Here is a 20,290-nt window from a genome sequence, read left to right on the forward strand (position 1 = left end):
GATTCTAGCGTGGATTTTCACCCTAGGCAAGTAGTCCGCCCTATGGGGAAGCAAATTGATTAGGGGCCATCCTGATGTGGCCCTCAAACGTTTTTGTACCGCTTTGTTTTATCGACGTTTTGGGCTTTTTGCGATCAATCCACGTGCTTGCCAGTCGGCCTGTTGCTCGGCGCTGATGCCCAACTGATTCAGGATTTCTTCGGTGTCTTGGCCCAGATGGGGAGCAAGGCGGTAAATACCGCCGGGAGTGTCACTAAGCTTGGGAACAATGCCCGGCACTTTAAGCGGTGTGCCATCTGGCAAGCGGCTGTCCAACAGCATTTCGCGGGCTTGGTAGTGGGGGTCGGTCGCAATATCGGCGATGTCATACACGCGGCCTGCCGGAACGCCGGCCTGGTCAAGAATCTCCAGTACCTTGTCCAGCTCCAGGGCGCTGGCCCAGTGACCGATAGCGGCATCAATCACGCCTGCATGCCGTGCGCGACCATCGTTGTGAGCATAGTCGGGATTTTCTGCCATATCGGCGCGGCCAATGGCGTTCATCAAACGCTTGAAAATGCTGTCACCATTACCGGCAATCAGGGCATATTTGCCGTCTTTGCAGACATAGGCATTGCTGGGGGTGATACCGGGCAGGCTGCTGCCGGCCGGTTCTCGTATTGCGCCAAAAGCCGAGTATTCCGGCAGCAGGCTCTCCATCATGTTGAAAACGGATTCATACAGGGCCACGTCAATATATTGACCTACACCCTGGTTTTGCTCGCGTTGGCGCAGGGCCATCATGATGCCGATGACACCGTGCAAGGCCGCCAGAGAGTCTCCAATGGAGACGCCAACCCGTACCGGTGGGCGTCCGGCTTCACCGCTAAGGTGACGCAAACCACCCATGGCTTCGCCAATCACGCCAAAACCAGGTTTGTCCTTGTAAGGGCCTGTCTGGCCGTAGCCCGACACGCGCAGCATGATCAAGCCTGGGTTGATGGCTTTCAGGGCTTCCCAACCCAACCCCCATTCTTCCAGGGCACCGGGACGGAAATTTTCGATCAGGATGTCACACTCTTTTACCAATGCCCGGATCACGTCCTGGCACTGCGCTTGGCGCAGGTCCAAGGCCAGCGATTTTTTGTTACGTGATTGCACCTCCCACCAGACCGAGTTACCGTCATGCAGCAAACGCCATTTACGCAAGGGGTCGCCGCCTTTAGGGGATTCAACCTTGATCACGTCCGCGCCAAATTCGCCCAGGATCTTGGCAGCAAAGGGGCCGGCGATCAATTGGCCCAGTTCCAGGACCCGGATGCCGCCCAAAGGGGTAGTCATGTGCATATCAGTCTTGCGTAGGGAAGGTAAAGTAAGGGATCATAGTCCGGCACGGCTGTATTGTCTTGACAGGAAATTATGATTCAAAATACGTTTGTTTGGATTTACCGTGCCAGTTTCCGGTAAAATGCCGGATTACTCTTATCAATTACTCAATTTAATATAGGTCTTCAATGCAGCCCGAGGTTGAAATTCTGTCCGGCTTGGAGCGCCGAGTCGATGTGGTCGTTTCGGTGGCCGACGTAGAAAAACAAGTCCAGGCCCAGCTCAAGCGTGTGGCTCGCACGGCCAAGGTACAGGGCTTCCGTCCCGGTAAAGCGCCTTTGTCCGTTGTCGAGCGCAGCCACGGCCCTGGTATTCGTTACGACGCCATCAACGAAGAAATCGGCAAAGCCCTGGACAAAGTGATCCAGGACTCCAAATTGCGCGTAGCCGGCACTCCTAATCTGGAAGCCAAAGAAGGCGAGCCTGCTGAAGGCACGATGGCCTTTACCGCGACCTTCGAAGTTTATCCGGAAGTGGCCTTGCCCGATCTGTCCAAGCTGGAAATCAAGCGTGCCACTACGCCTGTGACCGACGAAGACATCCAGCGCACCGTAGACGTGTTGCGCAAGCAACGCGCCAACTACGAGTCCAGCGCTGATCGCGAAGCCCAGGAAGATGATCGCATCACTCTGGACTTTGTGGGCACCATTGACGGCGTTCCTTTCGAAGGTGGTAGCGCTGAAGGTTTCCAATACCTGCAAGGTCGTGGCCGCATGCTGCCCGAGTTTGAAACTGCCGTTGCCGGCATGAAAGCAGGCGAAACCAAAACATTCCCCCTGGAATTTCCGGCCGATTACACCGGCAAGGAAGTGGCTGGCAAAACCGCTGAATTCAAGATCACCGTGACAGACGTGGCCCAGCCCGTTCTGCCCGAGCTGGATGCTGAATTTGCCAAGTCCCTGGGTCAGGCCGAAGGTGATGTAGCCGCTTTGCTGGCAGACATCCGTGCCAACATCGAGCGCGAAATCAAGGCTCGTGTGCATGCTCGCAACAAATCCGCCGTGATGGACGCTTTGTTGTCCGCCAGCGAATTTGAGGTGCCCAAGGCTCTGGTAGACAACGATGTCCAAGGCCGTATCGCTTCGGCTCGTGCTGAACTGAAAGACCGTGGCGTGCCCGACGCAGACAAGATGCCTATCCCTGCCGAGGCTTTCCAGGAAGAATCCACACGCCGTGTGCGTCTGGGTCTGCTGGTCTCCGAGCTGGTCAAGGCTGCTGAACTGCAAGCCAAGCCCGAGCAGGTTCGTACCCGCATCGAAGAGTTTGCCCAGAACTATGAACAGCCCGCCCAAGTGGTGGCCTACTACTTGTCCGATCGCCAGCGTCGCGCCGAGATTGAGGCAGTGGTACTCGAAGACAACGTCGTCGAGCACGTACTGTCCCAGGCCAAGGTGTCCGACGAGGAGGTGGCGTTCGACCAAATCATGGGAACCAACTAATGTCGTCAACCTTTGTCGACTTCTACGCTTCAATGCATGGGGGGCAGTCCGTTGCCCCTACGGGTCTGGGCTACGTGCCCATCGTGATTGAGCAGTCTGGTCGTGGAGAGCGGTCTTACGACATCTACTCCCGCCTGCTGCGCGAGCGCATCATCTTTCTGGTGGGCCCGGTTCATGACAACTCGGCCAACCTGATTGTGGCCCAGCTGCTGTTTTTGGAGTCGGAAAATCCCGAGAAAGATATTTCGCTCTACATCAATTCGCCCGGTGGTTCGGTCTACGCAGGCCTGGCCATCTACGACACGATGCAGTTCGTCAAGCCGGAAGTCTCGACATTGTGTACCGGCATGGCTGCCAGCATGGGTGCTTTCTTGTTGTCTTCGGGCGTCAAGGGCAAGCGCCTTGCCTTGCCTAACTCGCGCATCATGATTCATCAGCCTTCGGGCGGTGCGCGTGGTCAGGCTTCCGATATCCAGATTCAGGCCAAGGAAATCCTGAGTCTGCGTGAACGCTTGAACAAGATTCTGGCCGAGAACTGCGGCCAGCCTGTCGAGCGTATCGAGCTCGATACCGAGCGTGATAACTTCATGGCAGCTGAAGACGCTGTGGCCTATGGCCTGATCGACAAGGTGATGAATACGCGTGACGAGTAATCATCCGTCCCAACAGGGATCGATCTGAAGCAGTACTATGGCTGTTCGGGGGCGGGACTTGTTCCCGTCCTTTTACCATCCTGAAGTGAAATTTAAATTTATGTCCGAAAAGAAATCGGCCGACGAGAAAGTTCTGCATTGCTCGTTTTGCAATAAAAGCCAGCATGAGGTCAAGAAACTGATCGCTGGACCTTCGTCGGTGTTCATCTGCGACGAATGTATTGATCTGTGTACCGATATCATTCGTGACGAAGCTGCGGGCGCCACTCCTGATGGTGAACGTAAAGAATTGCCCACCCCCCAGGAAATCAAAGAGTTTCTGGACGGTTATGTTATTGGCCAGGAGACGCCCAAGCGCACCTTGGCCGTAGCGGTATATAACCACTACAAACGGATTCGTGGCGGCAAGGCAGGCCGTGACGATGTGGAACTGTCCAAAAGTAATATTTTGCTGATCGGGCCTACCGGATCGGGCAAAACGCTGTTGGCTCAAACGCTGGCCCGCATGCTGGATGTGCCTTTTGTGATGGCCGATGCGACCACCCTGACCGAAGCCGGTTACGTGGGTGAGGATGTCGAGAACATCGTTCAGAAGCTGCTGCAAAACTGCGATTACGATGTGGAAAAAGCGCAGCGTGCCATTATTTATATCGATGAAATCGACAAGATTTCCCGCAAGTCGGATAACCCGTCGATCACCCGCGACGTATCGGGTGAGGGCGTGCAACAGGCACTGCTCAAGCTGATCGAGGGTACCGTGGCTTCGGTGCCTCCACAAGGTGGTCGCAAACACCCGAACCAGGACTTTGTACAGGTCGACACCACCAATATCCTGTTTATCGTAGGCGGCGCCTTTGATGGCCTGGAAAAGGTGATTCGTGACCGTACAGAAAAATCCGGCATCGGTTTTTCCGCTTCGGTGAAAGCCAAATCCGAGCGTGGCGTAGGTGAGCTGTTTGCAGAGGCCGAGCCCGAGGATCTGATCAAATTCGGTCTGATTCCTGAGCTGGTAGGACGATTGCCTGTGGTCGCCACACTGGAAGAGCTGCACGAAGATGCCTTGATCCGCATTTTGACCGAGCCACGCAATGCCTTGGTCAAGCAGTTCCAGAAACTGCTGAGCATGGAAGGTGTGGAGCTGGAAGTTCAACCTGCCGCGCTACGTGCTGTGGCCCAGCGTGCCATCAAACGTCGTACAGGCGCCCGCGGCTTGCGCAGCATTGTCGAGCAAGCGCTGCTAGACACGATGTACGAGTTGCCGTCGCGCAAGGATGTCAGCAAAGTGGTGCTGACCGAGGACGCCGTTGCCGGAAAGAGTAAACCCGAATTGATTTTGGGTCGCACTTTGTCCGATAGTGAAGCCAGTGACACTGAGTCGCCCTTGAAGAACGCAGTAGCTTAGAGATATCTCCTTGTTTGTGCTCTGTCTGGCTCTGACCGGAAGGGCACAGGCAAGACCGGGCGACAGGCGAAGGTAAAGAGAAAAGAGTGGGTGTTCATGATGGCCACCAGACATAAAAATTTGTCTCTCTTTAACTCTGTGAAGTTCTGTTCTAATGTTCGTACGGCCTACTTGAAATATCAAAATTCGCCACAATCTGAGCTACAACAGGTTAAACCGTGAAAGGGAAGCCCAGGCTTCCCTTTTGCGTCTAAGGACATTTATAGGAAATGACTATGTCTGCGAGCCAGATTCTTTCTACGGAACCTATTGAGCTGCCGCTGCTTCCCTTGCGCGATGTAGTGGTGTTCCCTCACATGGTGATTCCGCTTTTTGTTGGTCGGCCTCGCTCGATAAAAGCCCTTGAGCTGGCGATGGAGTCCGGCAATAACATTATGTTGGTGGCGCAAAAGTCCGCAGGCAAGGACGATCCCGCTCCTGAGGATCTCTACGAAATTGCGTGTGCGGCCAGTATTTTGCAAATGCTCAAGTTGCCTGATGGCACCGTAAAAGTGCTGGTGGAGGGCTTGCAACGCGCTCGTATCACCCAGGTTCAGGATGCTGACACCCACTTTATGGCCTCGGTGGTTGAGGTGCCTGGCGATGCTGGTGATGCGGCTGAAACGGAAGCCTTGCGCCGCGCTGTGCTGGGTCAGTTCGAGCAGTACGTCAAACTGAATAAAAAGATCCCTCAGGAAATTCTGACTTCCCTGACCGGGATCGATGACGCTGGCCGGCTGGCCGATACCATTGCTGCTCACTTGCCGTTGAAGCTGGAGCAAAAGCAGGGCATGCTGGAAACACCCAAGGCCATGGAGCGTCTGGAAGGCCTGCTGTCGCAATTGGAAGGTGAAATCGACATTTTGCAGGTCGAAAAACGCATTCGCGGCCGTGTGAAAAAGCAGATGGAAAAGAGCCAGCGCGACTACTACCTGAACGAGCAGGTCAAGGCGATTCAGAAAGAGTTGGGCGAAGGCGAGGACGGTGCCGATGTCGAGGAACTGGAAAAGCGCATCGAGCAGGCTCAGCTAAGCAAAGAGGCGCTCAAGAAAGCTGAAGCTGAAATGAAGAAGCTCAAGCTGATGTCGCCCATGTCAGCTGAAGCCACGGTGGTGCGCAACTACATTGAAACGCTGGTTGGTCTGCCTTGGCGCAAAAAGAGCCGTATCAATAATTCCTTGAGCAATGCTCAGGAAGTATTGGATGCGGACCATTTTGGTCTGGAGAAAGTCAAAGAGCGGATTGTTGAGTACCTGGCAGTTCAGCAACGTGTGGACAAATTGAAGGCTCCGATCCTGTGTTTGGTTGGCCCTCCAGGCGTCGGTAAAACTTCGCTGGGTCAGTCCATTGCCAAGGCAACGAACCGCAAGTTCATTCGCATGGCTTTGGGTGGCGTACGTGACGAGGCCGAGATCCGTGGTCACCGTCGTACCTATATTGGCTCTATGCCCGGCAAGGTTGTTCAGAACATGAGCAAGGTGGGTGTACGTAATCCGCTGTTCTTGCTGGACGAGATCGATAAGATGGGCGCGGATTTCCGTGGCGATCCTTCCTCGGCATTGCTGGAAGTTCTGGACCCTGAACAAAACCACACCTTCCAGGATCACTACCTGGAAGTGGACTACGACTTGTCCGACGTGATGTTCGTGGCAACCAGTAACACCCTGAATATTCCACCGGCCTTGCTGGATCGTATGGAAGTGATTCGTCTGTCTGGCTACACCGAAGACGAAAAAGTACGCATTGCTTTTGATTACCTCCTGCCCAAGCTGATGAAGAACAACGGTGTGCGTGCTGGTGAGCTGGAAGTCACCGAAGATGCTGTACGCGACATCGTGCGTTACTACACGCGTGAGGCGGGTGTACGCTCGCTGGAGCGTGAAATCAGCAAGATCTGCCGCAAGGTGGTTCGCAAGCTGCTGGTGGCCAATCCACAGGCTGGTACGCGTGCTGCCCGTAACAAGGCCCTGACACAGGAAACTCTGGTGGTCAATTCGGAGAACCTGAACGAGTACCTGGGTGTGCGTCGCTACTCCTTCGGCCTGGCCGAGAAGGAGAACAAGATTGGACAGGTGACCGGCCTGGCATGGACCGAGGTGGGTGGCGATCTGCTGACCATTGAAGTGGCCGATATGCCCGGTAAAGGCAATGTGTTACGCACCGGTTCGATTGGCGATGTGATGAAAGAGTCCGTTGAGGCGGCCCGCACAGTGGTGCGTTCGCGTGCCCAGAAATGGGGCATCCCCAACACGGTGTTCGAGAAGCGCGACCTGCATGTGCACTTTCCTGAAGGCGCTACGCCCAAGGATGGTCCATCGGCTGGTATCGCCATCACCACGGCTATTGTGTCCAGTCTGACGGGTATTCCGGTTCGCTCTGATGTGGCCATGACGGGTGAAATCACCTTGCGCGGCGAAGTTTTGCCTATTGGCGGCTTGAAAGAGAAGCTGTTGGCAGCGCAGCGCGGTGGCATCAAAACGGTGATGATCCCGGAGGAAAACGTCAAAGACTTGGCCGACATTCCAGATAACGTGAAGAACACGCTGGAGATCATTCCAGTGCGTTGGATTGATCGTGTATTGGAAGTGGCCCTGCAAGACGCCGTCACGCCTCTGAGCGACGAAGAGGTGGCTCGCCTGGCTGCTGAGGCTTTGGCCGCCACTCGTGCCGCAGGCACGGGCTCGGAGTCCTTCAAGCACTAAGCATCAGCAGTAGTAAGCAAGCAGTGAAACAGGCTACCTTGAACCCAAGGTAGCCTGTTTGCATTTTGGTCAGACTGATCGTGGCTTTGAGGTTAGCCATGTTGACAGCAGTGGGAGCCAGATCTTTGGGCAATGATATGAGGAAGGTGAGGGTCGCAAGCTTGCGCGAGAGGTTTACGGCTGCTCAACTCTTGCTGTAGGCATGTAGGCATGTAGGCATGTAGGCATGTAGGCATGTAGGCATGTAGGCATGTAGGCATGTAGGCATGTAGGCATGTAGGCATGTAGGCATGCAGGTATGTAGGCATGCAGGTATGTGGGGGGCTAGGTATGTCTGCAGTTGCAGCCATGACTGCAACTGCAGACATACCGTGATGGCCATAGGCAAAGCGCTTGTCGCCGTTAATCTGCTCAAACTTGTATAGCGGCATGCACTCTGACCAGTAAAAAAACCCCATGCACCAAACGGTATATGGGGTTTTTTCTTATCAGGTGCACCAAGCTCATAAAACAGGCCTGGTAGCCTAGAGAGACAAGGTTTAATGCAGCGGGCTGGTACGAATCAGGCCTACAGCAATGCCTTCCAGGGACAGAGAGTCCGGGTCGGTGACGATGATGGGTTCAAAGTCCGGGTTCTCAGGCAAAAGGATGACCTGATTGCTGGAGCGCGACAGGCGCTTGACGGTGACATCATCACCAATGCGGACCACCACGATCTGCCCATTACGCGCTTCGCTAGCTTTTTTGACGGCCAGCAGATCGCCGTCAAAAATTCCGGCGTCTTTCATGCTCAGGCCGCGCACACGTAGCAGGTAATCAGGCGTTTGGGTGAACAGGGTAGGGGCAACACCAATTTCGCGCTCGATATGCTCAGTAGCCAGAATAGGGCTACCGGCAGCAACGCGGCCAATAATGGGCAGTAAGAGGGCGTCAGTCAGATTGGCCAATGGGCTGCTATTGGGCGCAGCATGGTCGCGTGTATCCGTGCCAAGCAGGCGTATGCCGCGCGAGGCACCGGCGGTTAGCTCGATCGCGCCTTTGCGGGCCAGAGCTTTCAAATGATCTTCGGCCGCATTGGCGGATTTGAAACCCAGCACTTGAGCAATTTCTGCGCGAGTGGGGGGGAAACCCGTCCGTTCGATTTCAGAACGGATAATGTCCAGCACTTGTTGCTGGCGTGCAGTGAGCTTGGCGGTCATAGTATTGTCTGCTGAATATATATACAGTAAAGATTGTGCGTTACAGTTGCCGTTTTTGCAAGCTTTGGGGACCTTAAAGGCTTAATTTTCGACCCTTCGAGGTCTGTTCAGGCAGATGGAGACCAGTCTTTGCGATCCTGCGTGTACAGCACGTGAGGGACAAGCTGGTGGCCCACAGGTACGCCAGGATGAGCAAAGGTGCCGGCTTGTTTTGTCATGCCCAGGCGTTGCATGACGGTTTGCGAAGGCCGGTTCAACTGAGCGGTGTACGCCACAATTTGCTCCAGGTCCAGTTCGTTAAAGGCAAAATCCATGCAGGCTCGGGCGGCTTCGGTGGCGTAGCCTTTGCCCCAGTATTCAGGCAGAAGACGCCAGAGCAGTTCTACGCAAGGCTGAAAGTAGAGCTCAGCAGTTGGGCGGTTCAAGCCGACCATACCGATGAAGGCCCCTTTTTCCTTCAGCTCCACAGCCCAGGGCCCCCAGCCATGTTCTTCGATCAGGCTTTGGCTGCGGTGGGCGATAGCATCGCTTTGTTCGCGGTCCAGGGTGGCCGGATAAAAGCGCAGCGCGTGGGGGTCGCTATTTAATCGGTAAAAGGGCTCGAGGTCGGTCGGTTTCCAGGGGCGCAGGATCAGGCGTTCGGTGTGCAGGGAAATAGCGTCTGTCATGGGGTACTCCAAGGTCCGGAACGACAACGCCCTTCCGAAGAAGGGCGTTGGAGGCGGTAAGGACGGCCAGCTTATTTCAGGACTTGAGCGATGGCTTTGGCCACGACATCAATGTTCTGGCTGTTGAGCGCAGCAACGCAGATACGGCCACTGCTGACGGCGTAAATGCCGTGTTCCTGGCGCAGGCGTTCTACTTGCTCGGCCGTCAGGCCGGAGTAGGAGAACATACCGCGCTGTTGCAGTACGAAGTCAAAGTTCTGGGTGGCACCATGTTCTTTCAGCTTGGCAACCAGTTGTGCACGCATGTCACGGATGCGATCACGCATGCCAGCCAGTTCGGTAGCCCAAGTCTGGAACAGCTCGGGTGAGCTCAGGACAGTGGCTACAACCTTGCCGCCGTGTGTTGGCGGGTTGGAATAGTTGGTGCGAATCACGCGCTTGACCTGGCTCAGCACGCGGGACGTTTCGTCCTTGCTGGACGTGACCAGTGTCAGGGCGCCGACGCGTTCGCCGTATAGCGAGAAGGATTTGGAGAAAGAAGAGCTGATGAACATGGACAGGCCCAGCTTGGCAAACAGGCGTACCACGCTGGCGTCTTCCTCCAGACCGGCACCAAAGCCTTGATAGGCGATGTCCAGGAAAGGAACCAGTTGACGCTCTTTGATCAGTTCGGCGATCTGGGCCCATTGTTCCATGCTGGGGTCCACGCCGGTGGGGTTGTGGCAGCACGCGTGCAAGACCACGATGGACTGGGCAGGCATGGCACGCAACGAAGCGATCATGCCCTCAAAGTTCAGGCCATGAGTGGTGGCATCGTAGTACGCGTAGGTGTTGACCTTGAAGCCGGCGCGCTCGAACAGAGCACGGTGGTTTTCCCAGCTTGGATCGCTGATGTAAACCTCGGACTGTGGCAGCAGTTGGTGCAGAAAGTCAGCACCGATTTTCAGTGCGCCGGTACCGCCCAGGGATTGCACCGTCAAGGCACGGCCTTCGGCAATAACGGGGGAGTCGGCGCCTAGCAACAGGGTTTGAGCACCCAGGTTGTAGGTATTGATACCTTCGATAGGCAGGTAGCTGCGTGCAGCGGCCTTGCTCATCAAGGCGTCTTCAGCTTGTTGAACAGCCTGCAAAATCGGGATACGCCCTTGATCGTCGTAATAAACACCGACTCCCAAATTAACTTTGCCGTTGCGTTCGTCGGCATTGTATTGTTCATTCAAACCCAAAATAGGGTCGCGTGGAGCCAGTTCGACGGTTTCGAAGAGCGATGTCATGATGATATGGGGGCGTTAGCGCAGAAAGGTAGAAAAACAAAGCATTAATGTGATAATACGGGCTTACCCTAAAGTGTGTCTAGCATGAAATTTGAGCCTGCCTTTCAAGAGTTTCCAGGGAGTTCCTTCAAGCTTTTCCAACCTTATTTGCCTGCTGGTGACCAGCCAGCGGCAATTGAGCAGTTGGTCGAGGGGATTGATGACGGCTTGATGTACCAGACCCTGTTGGGGGTAACGGGCTCGGGCAAGACCTATACCATGGCGAACATTATTGCTCGGACAGGGCGTCCGGCCATTGTTCTGGCACCCAATAAAACCCTGGCCGCGCAACTGTACGCAGAGATGCGCGAGTTCTTCCCACGCAATGCCGTGGAATACTTCGTCTCTTATTACGATTACTACCAGCCCGAGGCCTATGTGCCATCGCGCGATCTGTTTATTGAAAAAGACTCGTCCATCAATGAACACATCGAGCAGATGCGTTTGTCGGCCACCAAAAGCCTGTTGGAGCGACCGGACACCATTATTGTGGGCACGGTCTCTTGCATCTACGGTATTGGTAATCCTGGCGACTACCATGCGATGGTGCTGACGCTACGCAAGGGCGACCGAATCGCTCGGCAGGAGCTGCTGGCCCGACTGGTTGCCATGCAGTACGAGCGCAACGACCTGGACTTCCAGCGTGGTGTGTTTCGGGCCCGTGGCGAAGTGGTCGATATTTTCCCGGCGGAAAATGCCGAGCTGGCCTTGCGGGTCAGTCTGTTTGATGACGAACTGGAAGAGCTGGAACTGTTTGATCCGCTAACTGGCAAAGTGGTGCAGAAGCTGAACCGTTTTACTGTGTTCCCCAGTTCGCACTATGTGACCCCCCGTGAAACGGTGTTGCGGGCAATTGAAACCATCAAGCTGGAACTGCGTGAGCGTCTGGAATTTTTGACGCGGGAAGGGCATTTGGTCGAGGCCCAACGCCTGGAACAGCGCACTCGTTTTGATCTGGAAATGCTGCAGGAGCTGGGTTTTTGCAAAGGCATCGAGAACTACTCCCGCCACTTGTCAGGGGCGGCGCCCGGCGATCCGCCACCAACGCTGATTGATTACCTGCCGCGTAACTCCCTGATGTTTATTGATGAAAGCCACGTCACGATCGGGCAGTTGGGAGCGATGTACCGTGGTGACCGCTCGCGTAAAGAAACGCTGGTGCAATTCGGTTTCCGCCTGCCGTCGGCCATGGATAACCGGCCCTTGAAGCTGGAAGAGTTCGAGCGTCGCATGCCGCAAACCGTGTTCGTGTCGGCCACACCGGCTGCTTACGAGCAAGAACATGCCGACAACGTGGTCGAGCAAGTGGTGCGGCCTACCGGCCTGGTGGATCCCGAAATTGAAGTTCGTCCTGCCACCACCCAAGTCGATGATTTGCTGGGTGAAATCAAGTTGCGTACGGCGCAGCAAGATCGTGTGCTGGTGACAACGCTTACCAAGCGTATGTCCGAAGACTTGACGGATTACTTGTCCGAGAATGGCATCCGGGTGCGTTACTTGCATTCGGACATTGATACCGTGGAACGGGCCGAGATTATCCGTGATTTGCGCTTGGGCGTATTCGATGTGCTGGTCGGGATCAACTTGTTGCGCGAGGGCCTGGACTTGCCTGAAGTGTCTTTGGTGGCCATTCTCGATGCGGACAAGGAAGGCTTCCTGCGCTCCGAGCGCAGCCTGATTCAAACCATAGGTCGGGCAGCGCGTAATCTGAACGGTAAGGCCATTTTGTATGCCGACAGAATGACAGACTCCATGCGTCGCGCTATCGAGGAAACCGAGCGTCGTCGTGCCAAGCAGATCGCCTTTAACGAAGAGCATGGCATTACGCCGCGCGGCGTGAACAAGGCGGTACGCGAATTGATTGACGGCGTTGTGGCTTCGGATCCTACCGCCAGCTTGCGCGAGGACGTGCCAGAAGCCTTGATTCGCGACGAGAAGGCGGCAGCACGTGAGATCAAGCGTCTGGAAAAAGAGATGATGGATCACGCCCGTAACCTGGAGTTCGAACAAGCTGCGGCTGCGCGCGACAAGTTGCAAAGGCTCAAGGCCAAGTTGCTGATGGCGTGACGGCCCTTGGCCTAATGGCATCAGGCAAGGGCTTGCCCCTTGCAGTGTGCCTTGGGCAGGAGCGCAAACCTTCGCTTGGACCAGATGGGGCGTGTGTGTGTCGGTATCAGGCTTAACCCCTTCCTGGGAACGTGGAGCTTTTTCATCTTTGCTTGTTGCTGTTGTGTATTCGCAACTAGGCTTGGACGAAAAGACAGTAAAAGCACGGTTCCGCTACCGGCTTTCATCGCTCAGGTGTATTGCTTGATTTATCTCATCTCGCGAAGGCGCAGTATCCGCTAAGCAAAGGGTGCCGCGCCTTTGGTTTATTCCAAACTTCAAGCACCGGCGTACTGTTCTTATTTGCAGCCCCCAAACGATCCGGGTTTGCTGTTTCCAAGGCCGTATCGGAGACCTGTTTTAGGCCCTTGCTCCGTCTTGCCTTATTTGGGGTTTTCCCGCAGACTTTGACGCATTATGAGTAAGGTTCTGTTTGTCTGTACAGGGAATATTTGCCGCTCCCCCAGCGCCGAAGGTGTCTTGCGCCAACTGGTTGACCAAGCCAGTTTGTCGGAGGCTATTTTGGTGGACTCAGCCGCCACGCATGGCTTTCATGTTGGCGAGCATCCTGACACACGCGCACAGATAGCCGCTCGTAAACGCGGTTATGACATCTCTACCTATCAGGCCCGACAGGTCCAGCGCGAGGACTTTCGCAACTTCGACCTTATCTTGAGCATGGACTGGGAAAATCACGCTGCCTTGCAGCAAATGTGTCCTCCCATGTACCGTCACAAGCTCATGTTGCTGATGCGTTTTGCCACTGATTACGAAGCGGCTACCGTGCCTGATCCTTATTATGGTGGCCAGGATGGCTTCAATAAGGTCATGGACTATATTGAGGATGCCTGCCAGGGCGTATTCGAGTTGGTTCGCAAGCGCGTACCCAATTACCGTGCTGCCTGAGCGACTAAAATAACACTGCAGTATAAGTGTAAAAACACACGCTCAAGCACGGTAGTTTCCCCTGTATTTGCTATACTGGACCAAATTGGTCGGATTTGCCCTTGGCAATCCGGCCGCTTTCGCCTTTGGCAAGGAAACTATCATGCGTTTGACGACAAAAGGGCGTTTCGCCGTAACCGCGATGATCGATCTTGCGCTGCGCCAGCAAAGTGGACCGGTGACGCTCGCAGGCATCAGCCAGCGACAGGGTATCTCGCTCTCCTATCTTGAACAGTTATTTGGCAAGTTGCGCCGCCATGAACTGGTCGATAGTGTGCGGGGTCCGGGTGGTGGCTATACGCTTGCGCGTCTGGCCCGCCACATCACCGTTGCTGACATTGTGTTTGCGGTCGATGAGCCCGTTGATGCTACCCAGTGTGGTGGCAAGGGTAATTGCAAGCAGGGCACAAATGGGCAGAAAGGCGAGTGCATGACTCACGAGCTTTGGGCGACGCTTAGTCGTAAAATGGTCGATTATCTGGACTCTGTCTCGCTACAGGACTTGGTTGATCAGCAGCGCCTGCGTCAGCTCAAGTTGGCCGCTCAGGAAGCCGGTCAGCCAGAAGAATGTACTTTGTAGTGGGCAGTCGCCGCTACTGACTCCGGAGTTTTGTATGAGTCGCGCTCAGCGTATTTATATGGATTATGCCGCCACCACACCGGTAGACCCGCGTGTGGCCGACAGCATGATTCCCTGGTTGACGGAACGATTTGGCAATCCCGCCTCCAGCAGCCATCCTTATGGATGGGATGCGGAAGAGGCCGTGGATCAGGCGCGTCGTCAGGTTGCCTCCCTGGTCGGGGCAGAGCCGCGAGAAATCGTCTGGACTTCCGGTGCTACCGAAGCCATCAATCTGGCCTTGAAGGGTGCCGCGCAGTTTTATCAGTCCAAGGGCCGCCATATTATTACCGTCCGTACGGAACACAAGGCTGTGCTGGATACCTGTCTGGCCTTGCAGGACGAAGGGTTTGAAGTCACCTTTCTGGATGTCCTGCCCAGTGGTCTGATTGATCCTCAGGCGTTTGAACAAGCCATTCGTCCCGATACCATCCTGGCCTCGGTCATGCTGGTGAATAACGAAATTGGTGTGATTCAGGATGTGCAGGCTTTGGGTGCAATTTGCCGTGAGCACAAGGTGCTGTTCCATGTGGACGCCGCCCAGGCTACCGGCAAGGTGGCGATCAATCTGCAGGAATGGCCGGTGGATTTGATGTCCATGTCGGCCCACAAGACCTACGGTCCCAAAGGGATAGGTGCCTTGTATATCCGCCGTAAACCGGCGGTGCGTCTGAAAGCGCAGATTCATGGTGGTGGTCACGAGCGCGGCTTTCGTTCCGGCACCTTGGCCACACATCAGATCGTGGGCATGGGACGTGCGTTTGAGTTGGCCGCCCAGGAAATGGAGACAGACAATCAGCGCATCACCGCGCTGCGTGATCGGCTGTGGGCTGGTTTGCAGCAGATCCCAGATTTGTACCTGAACGGCACCTTCGATGAGCGTGTGCCACATAACCTGAACATTAGTGTGGATTACATCGAGGGTGAAGCCCTGATGATGGCCCTGACTGATTTGGCCGTGTCCAGTGGCTCGGCCTGTACGTCGGCCAGTTTGGAACCTTCTTATGTATTGACGGCCTTGGGTCGTAGCGATCAGTTGGCACACAGTTCCTTGCGTTTGAGTCTGGGCCGTTTCACGACCGAGCAGGACATTGATGACACGATTGCCGCCATCGGTCGTGTGGTTGAACAATTGCGGGCCATCTCTCCTTTATGGAGCGAGTCCGCTTCGGAGCCGTTCACGCAATGAGATATAGTGACGCTGTCATGGAGCATTTTCTGCGCCCGCGTCATGTGGGTGTCATGAACAGCAGTGATGCTGACGTAGGCACGGGGGAGGCAGGAAGCTACCAAACCGGGGCCTTGATTCGTATCCAGCTCAAGGTATCGGAGCAGGGTCAGATTCAGGAGAGCTGTTTCAAGGCTTATGGCTGTGGCTGTACCATCGCAGCTGCTTCATTTGCGGCGCAATGGCTGCAAGATCGCAGTCTGGAGCAAGCGGCCCAGTTCTCGTCCACGGATGTGCAGCAAGCATTGGAATTGCCACCGGTCAAAGTGCATTGTGCTTTGTTGGTCCAGGAGGCGGTTCAGGCTGCCGTTGCCTCGGTACAGAACAAAGGCGCGTTTTAGTTGTCCAAGCCTGAAGGCTGAATCCCCTTCAGGTTTATAGAAAGGAAAAGATTATGTCTATTTCTCTTACTCAGCCCGCCGCAGAACATATCCAGCGTCATTTGAAAAAACGCGGGGGCGGTTTGGGGCTACGTTTAGGTGTACGTCTGACCGGTTGCTCGGGTCTGGCCTACAAGCTGGATTTTGTTGATGAGCCGGTTCAAGGCGATCAACTGTTTGAAGAGCACGGCGTTAAACTGTTTGTTGATCCCAAGAGCCTGCCCTTTATTGATGGCACGCGTCTGGATTATGGCCGCGATGGCCTCAATGAAGGTTTTAAATTCATCAATCCAAACGAGAAAGCCTCCTGCGGGTGTGGCGAATCGTTTACCGTGTAGGAACTCATGTCATTACGTTTCGGTTTGGCGGCCAATCAGTTGCACCATGATTCGGCAGATGCGGCTTTGTTTCAGTGGTTGCGGCGCTCAGCCAGCGGTATTCGCGAGTTGGAAGTTGAGCTTTATACGGTGGGTCGTACCTGTAATGCCATCGAGCGTTCGGGCCTGCTGGAAGGCTATGGCGGCCTGGTTCGCTATCCTTACGGTCGTGATGGCGGCTTGATGAAGCTGGTTGCCCGGGTCACACAAAGCCCGGATGGCACTCCGCCTTTTGATGGCGCCATTTATCTGATTGACCCGGTAGACCCATCTTCCATTTTCCCGGAAGCATTGGCGCTCAAGCGTCAGTGCATTACGCATGGTCGTCCTTTTATTTCGACCCTGATGGGGGCGATTGAATGGATTGAAGTGGAGCGAGTCAGTCGTGGCCTGTGGCCCGACTCCAGCTGCAAACGTATTTTTGACTTCCCCAACCAAACTCTGGCCTTGATCGCGCACGATGCACTCAAGGACAAGATGGTTGAGTTCGCTGACAAGCATTTCGACCTGCTGTCCCGTTTTGGCCAACGCGTGGGAACAGGGACGACCAGTCGCTTGTTGAACGAGCTGGCTTGGTCCAAAGGCTGGCCCAAGGAAACCCCCTGGATTCAGTCTTATCTAAGCGGTCCTTTGGGCGGCGATGCGCAAATTGCCGAGCTGGTACTGGAAAACCGTTGCCAGCGTGTGATCTTCTTCGAGGACCCGCACGTCGCACGTCAGCACGAGGCCGACATCCAGTTGCTGGAACGCGCGGTGCGTGTGGTGGCAGATAAGGCTTCGTGTTTCTCCTCGCCCGAAGTGGCCCATAAATGGGCACAGGCGGTGATGCGTTTGCCGGTGGATTGATTGTGCAGGGATGGACGTACAGGCCTTGCAAGGTTTATTTAAAAACCTTGTGGTGGCAGTAAAAAAGGACGCTTAAAAGCGTCCTTTTTTGTTTCACATGAGGTTCGCTGGGCCAGTTTCCCTGACTGTACGAACATCCCTGGCAGGGCCTTGATCAATGACACGGGAAAGGTCTGCTTGATCCGTGGGCGGGGCTTCTCTAGACTACGATCGTGATTTGCAAGCATCGCAACACAATGTCGTTCAGTCAATAGGGTAGTGTGGAGATACCGGAGGCAGGCTTGAATCGTCGCATGATCTTGAATGCTATGGGTGCGGGTATGCTTGCCCGGCTTGGAGGTGCTGTTTCCTCACTAGGTGCTGCATTTATTACGGCGTCGGCACACACGCAGCAGCTCGATGACTTCCCTTCGGGGCCCGTGCGCATTGTTGTTCCGGTGAATCCGGGTGGCAACGCCGATCGCATTGCGCGAATGCTGGCGCAAAGCCTTGCCGAATTGTGGCAACAAACAGTGATTGTGGACAATGTGCCCGGCGCGCACACCAGTCTTGGTGTCAACCGGGTCGTTCGCGCGGCACCGACCGGCCACACGTTGTTGTCCAGTGGTGACCAGCTCGCGATCAATGCTGCCCTTGGCCGCAAACTACCTTATAGCCCGACCGATGTTCGTGGCGTAACTCGTACCATTGTTAATTCGCAGGTGTTGGTGGTTCGCCCAGGCTTGGGTGTCAGCCATTTTGATGAGTACGTGACGCTGCTTAAACAGCGACCTGGCGAAGTATCCGCCGCGCTGCCGATTGGCTATGGCAGTATCTATAATCTGGCTGTCGAGATGCTTAATCAGCGTTTGGGTACGCAAACCAATAACATCCCCTACGCGGGAGGGGCGCCGGCTGTTTTGGACATATTAGGCGGGCATGTAGATGCGGCGCTTATTGATATCTCTGGGGCAACCCAGAACATTCACAAGCGTGAGCTCATTCCTCTGGCGGTGACGTCGCTGGAGCGTTCGAAGGTTTTGCCGGATGTTCCCACTTTTCATGAGTTGGGTGTATCTGATTTCGTGATCGAAAGTTGGCAGGGCATCTTTGTGCCACGTGCCACGCCCGATGAGGTCGTCGCTGTGCTGAATCGCGATATTACGGCTGTACTTGGTTCCCGCGAGTTTGCTGCTCCTCTGGAGGAACTGGGCTTTGTGATCGCCCCTGGATCGGCTGAGTCGCTGGATCAGATTGTGGCGCGTGATATTGCTTTGTTTCGTGACGTAGCGGCCGTTGCTGGTATCAAACCTGAGTGATGTTTGCCCTTACGGGCTTGGGGCTGGCTAATGCGGCGATGGGAGTGGGGGGGCGGTTCCCGAACAGACAGAATAGCTGCGTATGTGCGTATGTGCGTATGTGCGTATGTGCGTATGGGGGGCGACGATGCATAAAGAAAAACGCGCGGTCAAGGCCGCGCGTTTTTCTGTCTTGAGACTGTGATTAGTCTTCGCGACGCAGGTGCGGGAACAGGATCACGTCACGGATAGCAGGACTATCGGTCAGCAACATGACCAGTCGGTCGATACCGATACCGCAGCCGCCTGTAGGAGGCATGCCGTATTCCAGAGCGCGGATGTAGTCCGCGTCGTAGAACATGGCTTCTTCGTCGCCAGCATCCTTGGCCTGAACCTGAGCCTGGAAGCGAGCGGCCTGGTCTTCAGGGTCGTTCAGCTCCGAGAAGCCATTGGCAATCTCGCGACCCGTGATGAACAGCTCAAAGCGCTCGGTAATGCCTTCCTGGGTGTCCGAGGCACGTGCCAGCGGCGACACTTCTACGGGGTAGTCCACGATGAAAGTGGGGTGCCAGAGCTTGGATTCGGCTGTTTCTTCAAATAGAGCCAGTTGCAAGGCACCCAGGCCGGCATCACGCAGCGGGGGCGAGTTCACGTCCACCTTCAGGCGAGCCAGCTCAGTACGCAGGAACTGGATGTCTTCCAGTTGTTCGATCTGGTAGGAAGGCGCGTACTTCATGATGGCGCCGGTAATGGTCAGGCGATCAAAAGGCAGGCTCAGATCCAGCTCGCGTTCCTGGTATTGCAGGGTAGCGGTACCACGGGCGCTGATCGCGGCTTCGCGTATCAGGTTTTCGGTGAAGTCCATCAGCCACTGGTAATCCGTGTAGGCCGCGTAGAACTCCATCATGGTGAATTCGGGGTTGTGACGAGGGCTGACGCCTTCGTTACGGAAGTTGCGGTTGATCTCGAACACGCGCTCGAAACCACCCACGATCAAACGCTTCAGGTACAGCTCGGGAGCAATACGCAGGTACATTTCCATGTCCAGCGCATTGTGGTGGGTCACAAAGGGTTTGGCCGATGCGCCACCCGGAATGGGGTGCAGCATCGGGGTTTCCACTTCCAGGAAATCGGCCTGGGCCATGTGCTGACGCAGGCTGCTCATGACCTTGCTGCGGGCCAGGAAGGTTTGACGGGTGTCTTCACCCATGATCAGGTCGACGTAGCGCTGACGGTACTTCAATTCCTGGTCGGCCAGACCGTGGAATTTGTCGGGCAGGGGACGTAGGGACTTGGCCAGCAGGCGCACGCTGGAGGCGTGCACGGATAGTTCGCCCTTATTGGTTTTGAAGACGGTGCCTTCCACGGCCAGGATGTCACCGATATCCCAACCCTTGAATTGCGCATAGTTCTCTTCACCCAGTGCGGCTTTGTCCAGATAGATCTGGATACGGCCGGAGGCATCTTGCAGCGTGGCAAAGCTGGCTTTGCCCATGACACGCTTGAGCATCATGCGGCCAGCCACTTTCACGACTTTATGGCTTGCAGCCAGCGCCTCTTTGTCCTGCTCGCCGTATTGCTTGTGCAGCTCGGCAGCGTGGGCATCAGGGCGAAAATCGTTGGGGTAGGCGATGCCATTTTCGCGCAGGCGGTCCAGCTTGGAACGACGCTCGGCGATCAGGCGGTTTTCGTCTACGACGGGTGCGGAAGTGTCTAGCGATTCAGTCATTGT

General features: G+C 55.4%; 17 protein-coding genes. 12 read left to right on the forward strand and 5 right to left on the reverse strand.

Annotated elements, in window-relative coordinates; genetic code table 11:
• Window positions 1-108 precede the first annotated feature (108 nt).
• Window positions 109-1,320 (reverse strand): CaiB/BaiF CoA transferase family protein, encoded by a 1,212-nt coding sequence (locus AC6I6N_RS01610; protein ID WP_321266182.1) that lies wholly within the window; start codon window positions 1,318-1,320, stop codon window positions 109-111.
• Window positions 1,321-1,493: 173 nt separating this feature from the next.
• Here AC6I6N_RS01610 and tig point away from each other — a divergent pair, with 173 nt between their 5' ends.
• From tig to lon, 4 genes are all read left to right on the forward strand, one after another.
• Window positions 1,494-2,804: a trigger factor gene (gene tig, locus AC6I6N_RS01615; RefSeq protein WP_108727325.1), complete on the forward strand. Its 1,311-nt coding sequence runs from the start codon at window positions 1,494-1,496 to the stop codon at window positions 2,802-2,804.
• Complete coding sequence (clpP, locus tag AC6I6N_RS01620; protein WP_021446711.1) at window positions 2,804-3,457, forward strand: ATP-dependent Clp endopeptidase proteolytic subunit ClpP; 654 nt, start codon at window positions 2,804-2,806, stop codon at window positions 3,455-3,457. The genes tig and clpP overlap by 1 nt, the downstream gene beginning before the upstream one ends.
• A gap of 100 nt (window positions 3,458-3,557) precedes the next feature.
• Window positions 3,558-4,859 carry an ATP-dependent Clp protease ATP-binding subunit ClpX gene (gene clpX / locus AC6I6N_RS01625; RefSeq protein WP_094198325.1) on the forward strand — a complete coding sequence of 434 codons (1,302 nt, stop codon included), beginning with the start codon at window positions 3,558-3,560 and terminating at the stop codon, window positions 4,857-4,859.
• Window positions 4,860-5,134: 275 nt separating this feature from the next.
• Window positions 5,135-7,600 (forward strand): endopeptidase La, encoded by a 2,466-nt coding sequence (gene lon, locus AC6I6N_RS01630; RefSeq protein WP_094196421.1) that lies wholly within the window; start codon window positions 5,135-5,137, stop codon window positions 7,598-7,600.
• Window positions 7,601-8,139: 539 nt separating this feature from the next.
• Here the strand turns inward: lon and lexA are convergent.
• From lexA to AC6I6N_RS01645, 3 genes are all read right to left on the reverse strand, one after another.
• Window positions 8,140-8,799 (reverse strand): transcriptional repressor LexA, encoded by a 660-nt coding sequence (gene lexA, locus AC6I6N_RS01635; RefSeq protein ID WP_094196422.1) that lies wholly within the window; start codon window positions 8,797-8,799, stop codon window positions 8,140-8,142.
• Between the two features lie 107 nt (window positions 8,800-8,906).
• Entirely contained in the window at window positions 8,907-9,467 is a 561-nt protein-coding gene (locus tag AC6I6N_RS01640; RefSeq protein WP_094196423.1) for a GNAT family N-acetyltransferase, read from the reverse strand.
• Between the two features lie 71 nt (window positions 9,468-9,538).
• Window positions 9,539-10,741, reverse strand: coding sequence for an amino acid aminotransferase (locus tag AC6I6N_RS01645; RefSeq protein WP_094196424.1), 1,203 nt, complete (start codon window positions 10,739-10,741; stop codon window positions 9,539-9,541).
• Between the two features lie 84 nt (window positions 10,742-10,825).
• Between AC6I6N_RS01645 and uvrB the strand changes: the two genes are divergently transcribed.
• From uvrB to AC6I6N_RS01685, 8 genes are all read left to right on the forward strand, one after another.
• The gene (uvrB, locus tag AC6I6N_RS01650) at window positions 10,826-12,847 is read left to right on the forward strand and encodes an excinuclease ABC subunit UvrB (protein ID WP_094196425.1); all 2,022 of its coding nucleotides are present in this window, start codon (window positions 10,826-10,828) and stop codon (window positions 12,845-12,847) included.
• A 453-nt stretch (window positions 12,848-13,300) separates the two neighbouring features.
• Entirely contained in the window at window positions 13,301-13,792 is a 492-nt protein-coding gene (locus AC6I6N_RS01655) for a low molecular weight protein-tyrosine-phosphatase (RefSeq protein ID WP_162988252.1), read from the forward strand.
• A gap of 142 nt (window positions 13,793-13,934) precedes the next feature.
• A complete protein-coding gene (gene iscR / locus AC6I6N_RS01660; protein WP_021446710.1) occupies window positions 13,935-14,411 on the forward strand; it encodes a Fe-S cluster assembly transcriptional regulator IscR in 477 nt (158 codons plus the stop codon).
• A 34-nt stretch (window positions 14,412-14,445) separates the two neighbouring features.
• Window positions 14,446-15,639 (forward strand): IscS subfamily cysteine desulfurase, encoded by a 1,194-nt coding sequence (locus AC6I6N_RS01665; RefSeq protein WP_497942815.1) that lies wholly within the window; start codon window positions 14,446-14,448, stop codon window positions 15,637-15,639.
• Complete coding sequence (locus tag AC6I6N_RS01670) at window positions 15,636-16,019, forward strand: iron-sulfur cluster assembly scaffold protein (protein WP_094196428.1); 384 nt, start codon at window positions 15,636-15,638, stop codon at window positions 16,017-16,019. The genes AC6I6N_RS01665 and AC6I6N_RS01670 overlap by 4 nt, the downstream gene beginning before the upstream one ends.
• A 53-nt stretch (window positions 16,020-16,072) precedes the next feature.
• Complete coding sequence (locus tag AC6I6N_RS01675; RefSeq protein ID WP_094196429.1) at window positions 16,073-16,396, forward strand: HesB/IscA family protein; 324 nt, start codon at window positions 16,073-16,075, stop codon at window positions 16,394-16,396.
• A gap of 6 nt (window positions 16,397-16,402) precedes the next feature.
• On the forward strand, window positions 16,403-17,281 hold the full coding sequence (locus tag AC6I6N_RS01680) for a methylglyoxal synthase (RefSeq protein ID WP_042479804.1): 879 nt from the start codon (window positions 16,403-16,405) through the stop codon (window positions 17,279-17,281).
• A gap of 281 nt (window positions 17,282-17,562) precedes the next feature.
• Window positions 17,563-18,579 carry a Bug family tripartite tricarboxylate transporter substrate binding protein gene (locus AC6I6N_RS01685; protein ID WP_497942818.1) on the forward strand — a complete coding sequence of 339 codons (1,017 nt, stop codon included), beginning with the start codon at window positions 17,563-17,565 and terminating at the stop codon, window positions 18,577-18,579.
• Between the two features lie 184 nt (window positions 18,580-18,763).
• Here the strand turns inward: AC6I6N_RS01685 and lysS are convergent, their stop codons facing one another.
• Window positions 18,764-20,287 carry a lysine--tRNA ligase gene (lysS, locus tag AC6I6N_RS01690; protein ID WP_094196431.1) on the reverse strand — a complete coding sequence of 508 codons (1,524 nt, stop codon included), beginning with the start codon at window positions 20,285-20,287 and terminating at the stop codon, window positions 18,764-18,766.
• Between the last annotated feature and the right edge of the window lie 3 nt (window positions 20,288-20,290).

This window comes from Alcaligenes sp. LTN-3 (assembly GCF_059735605.1).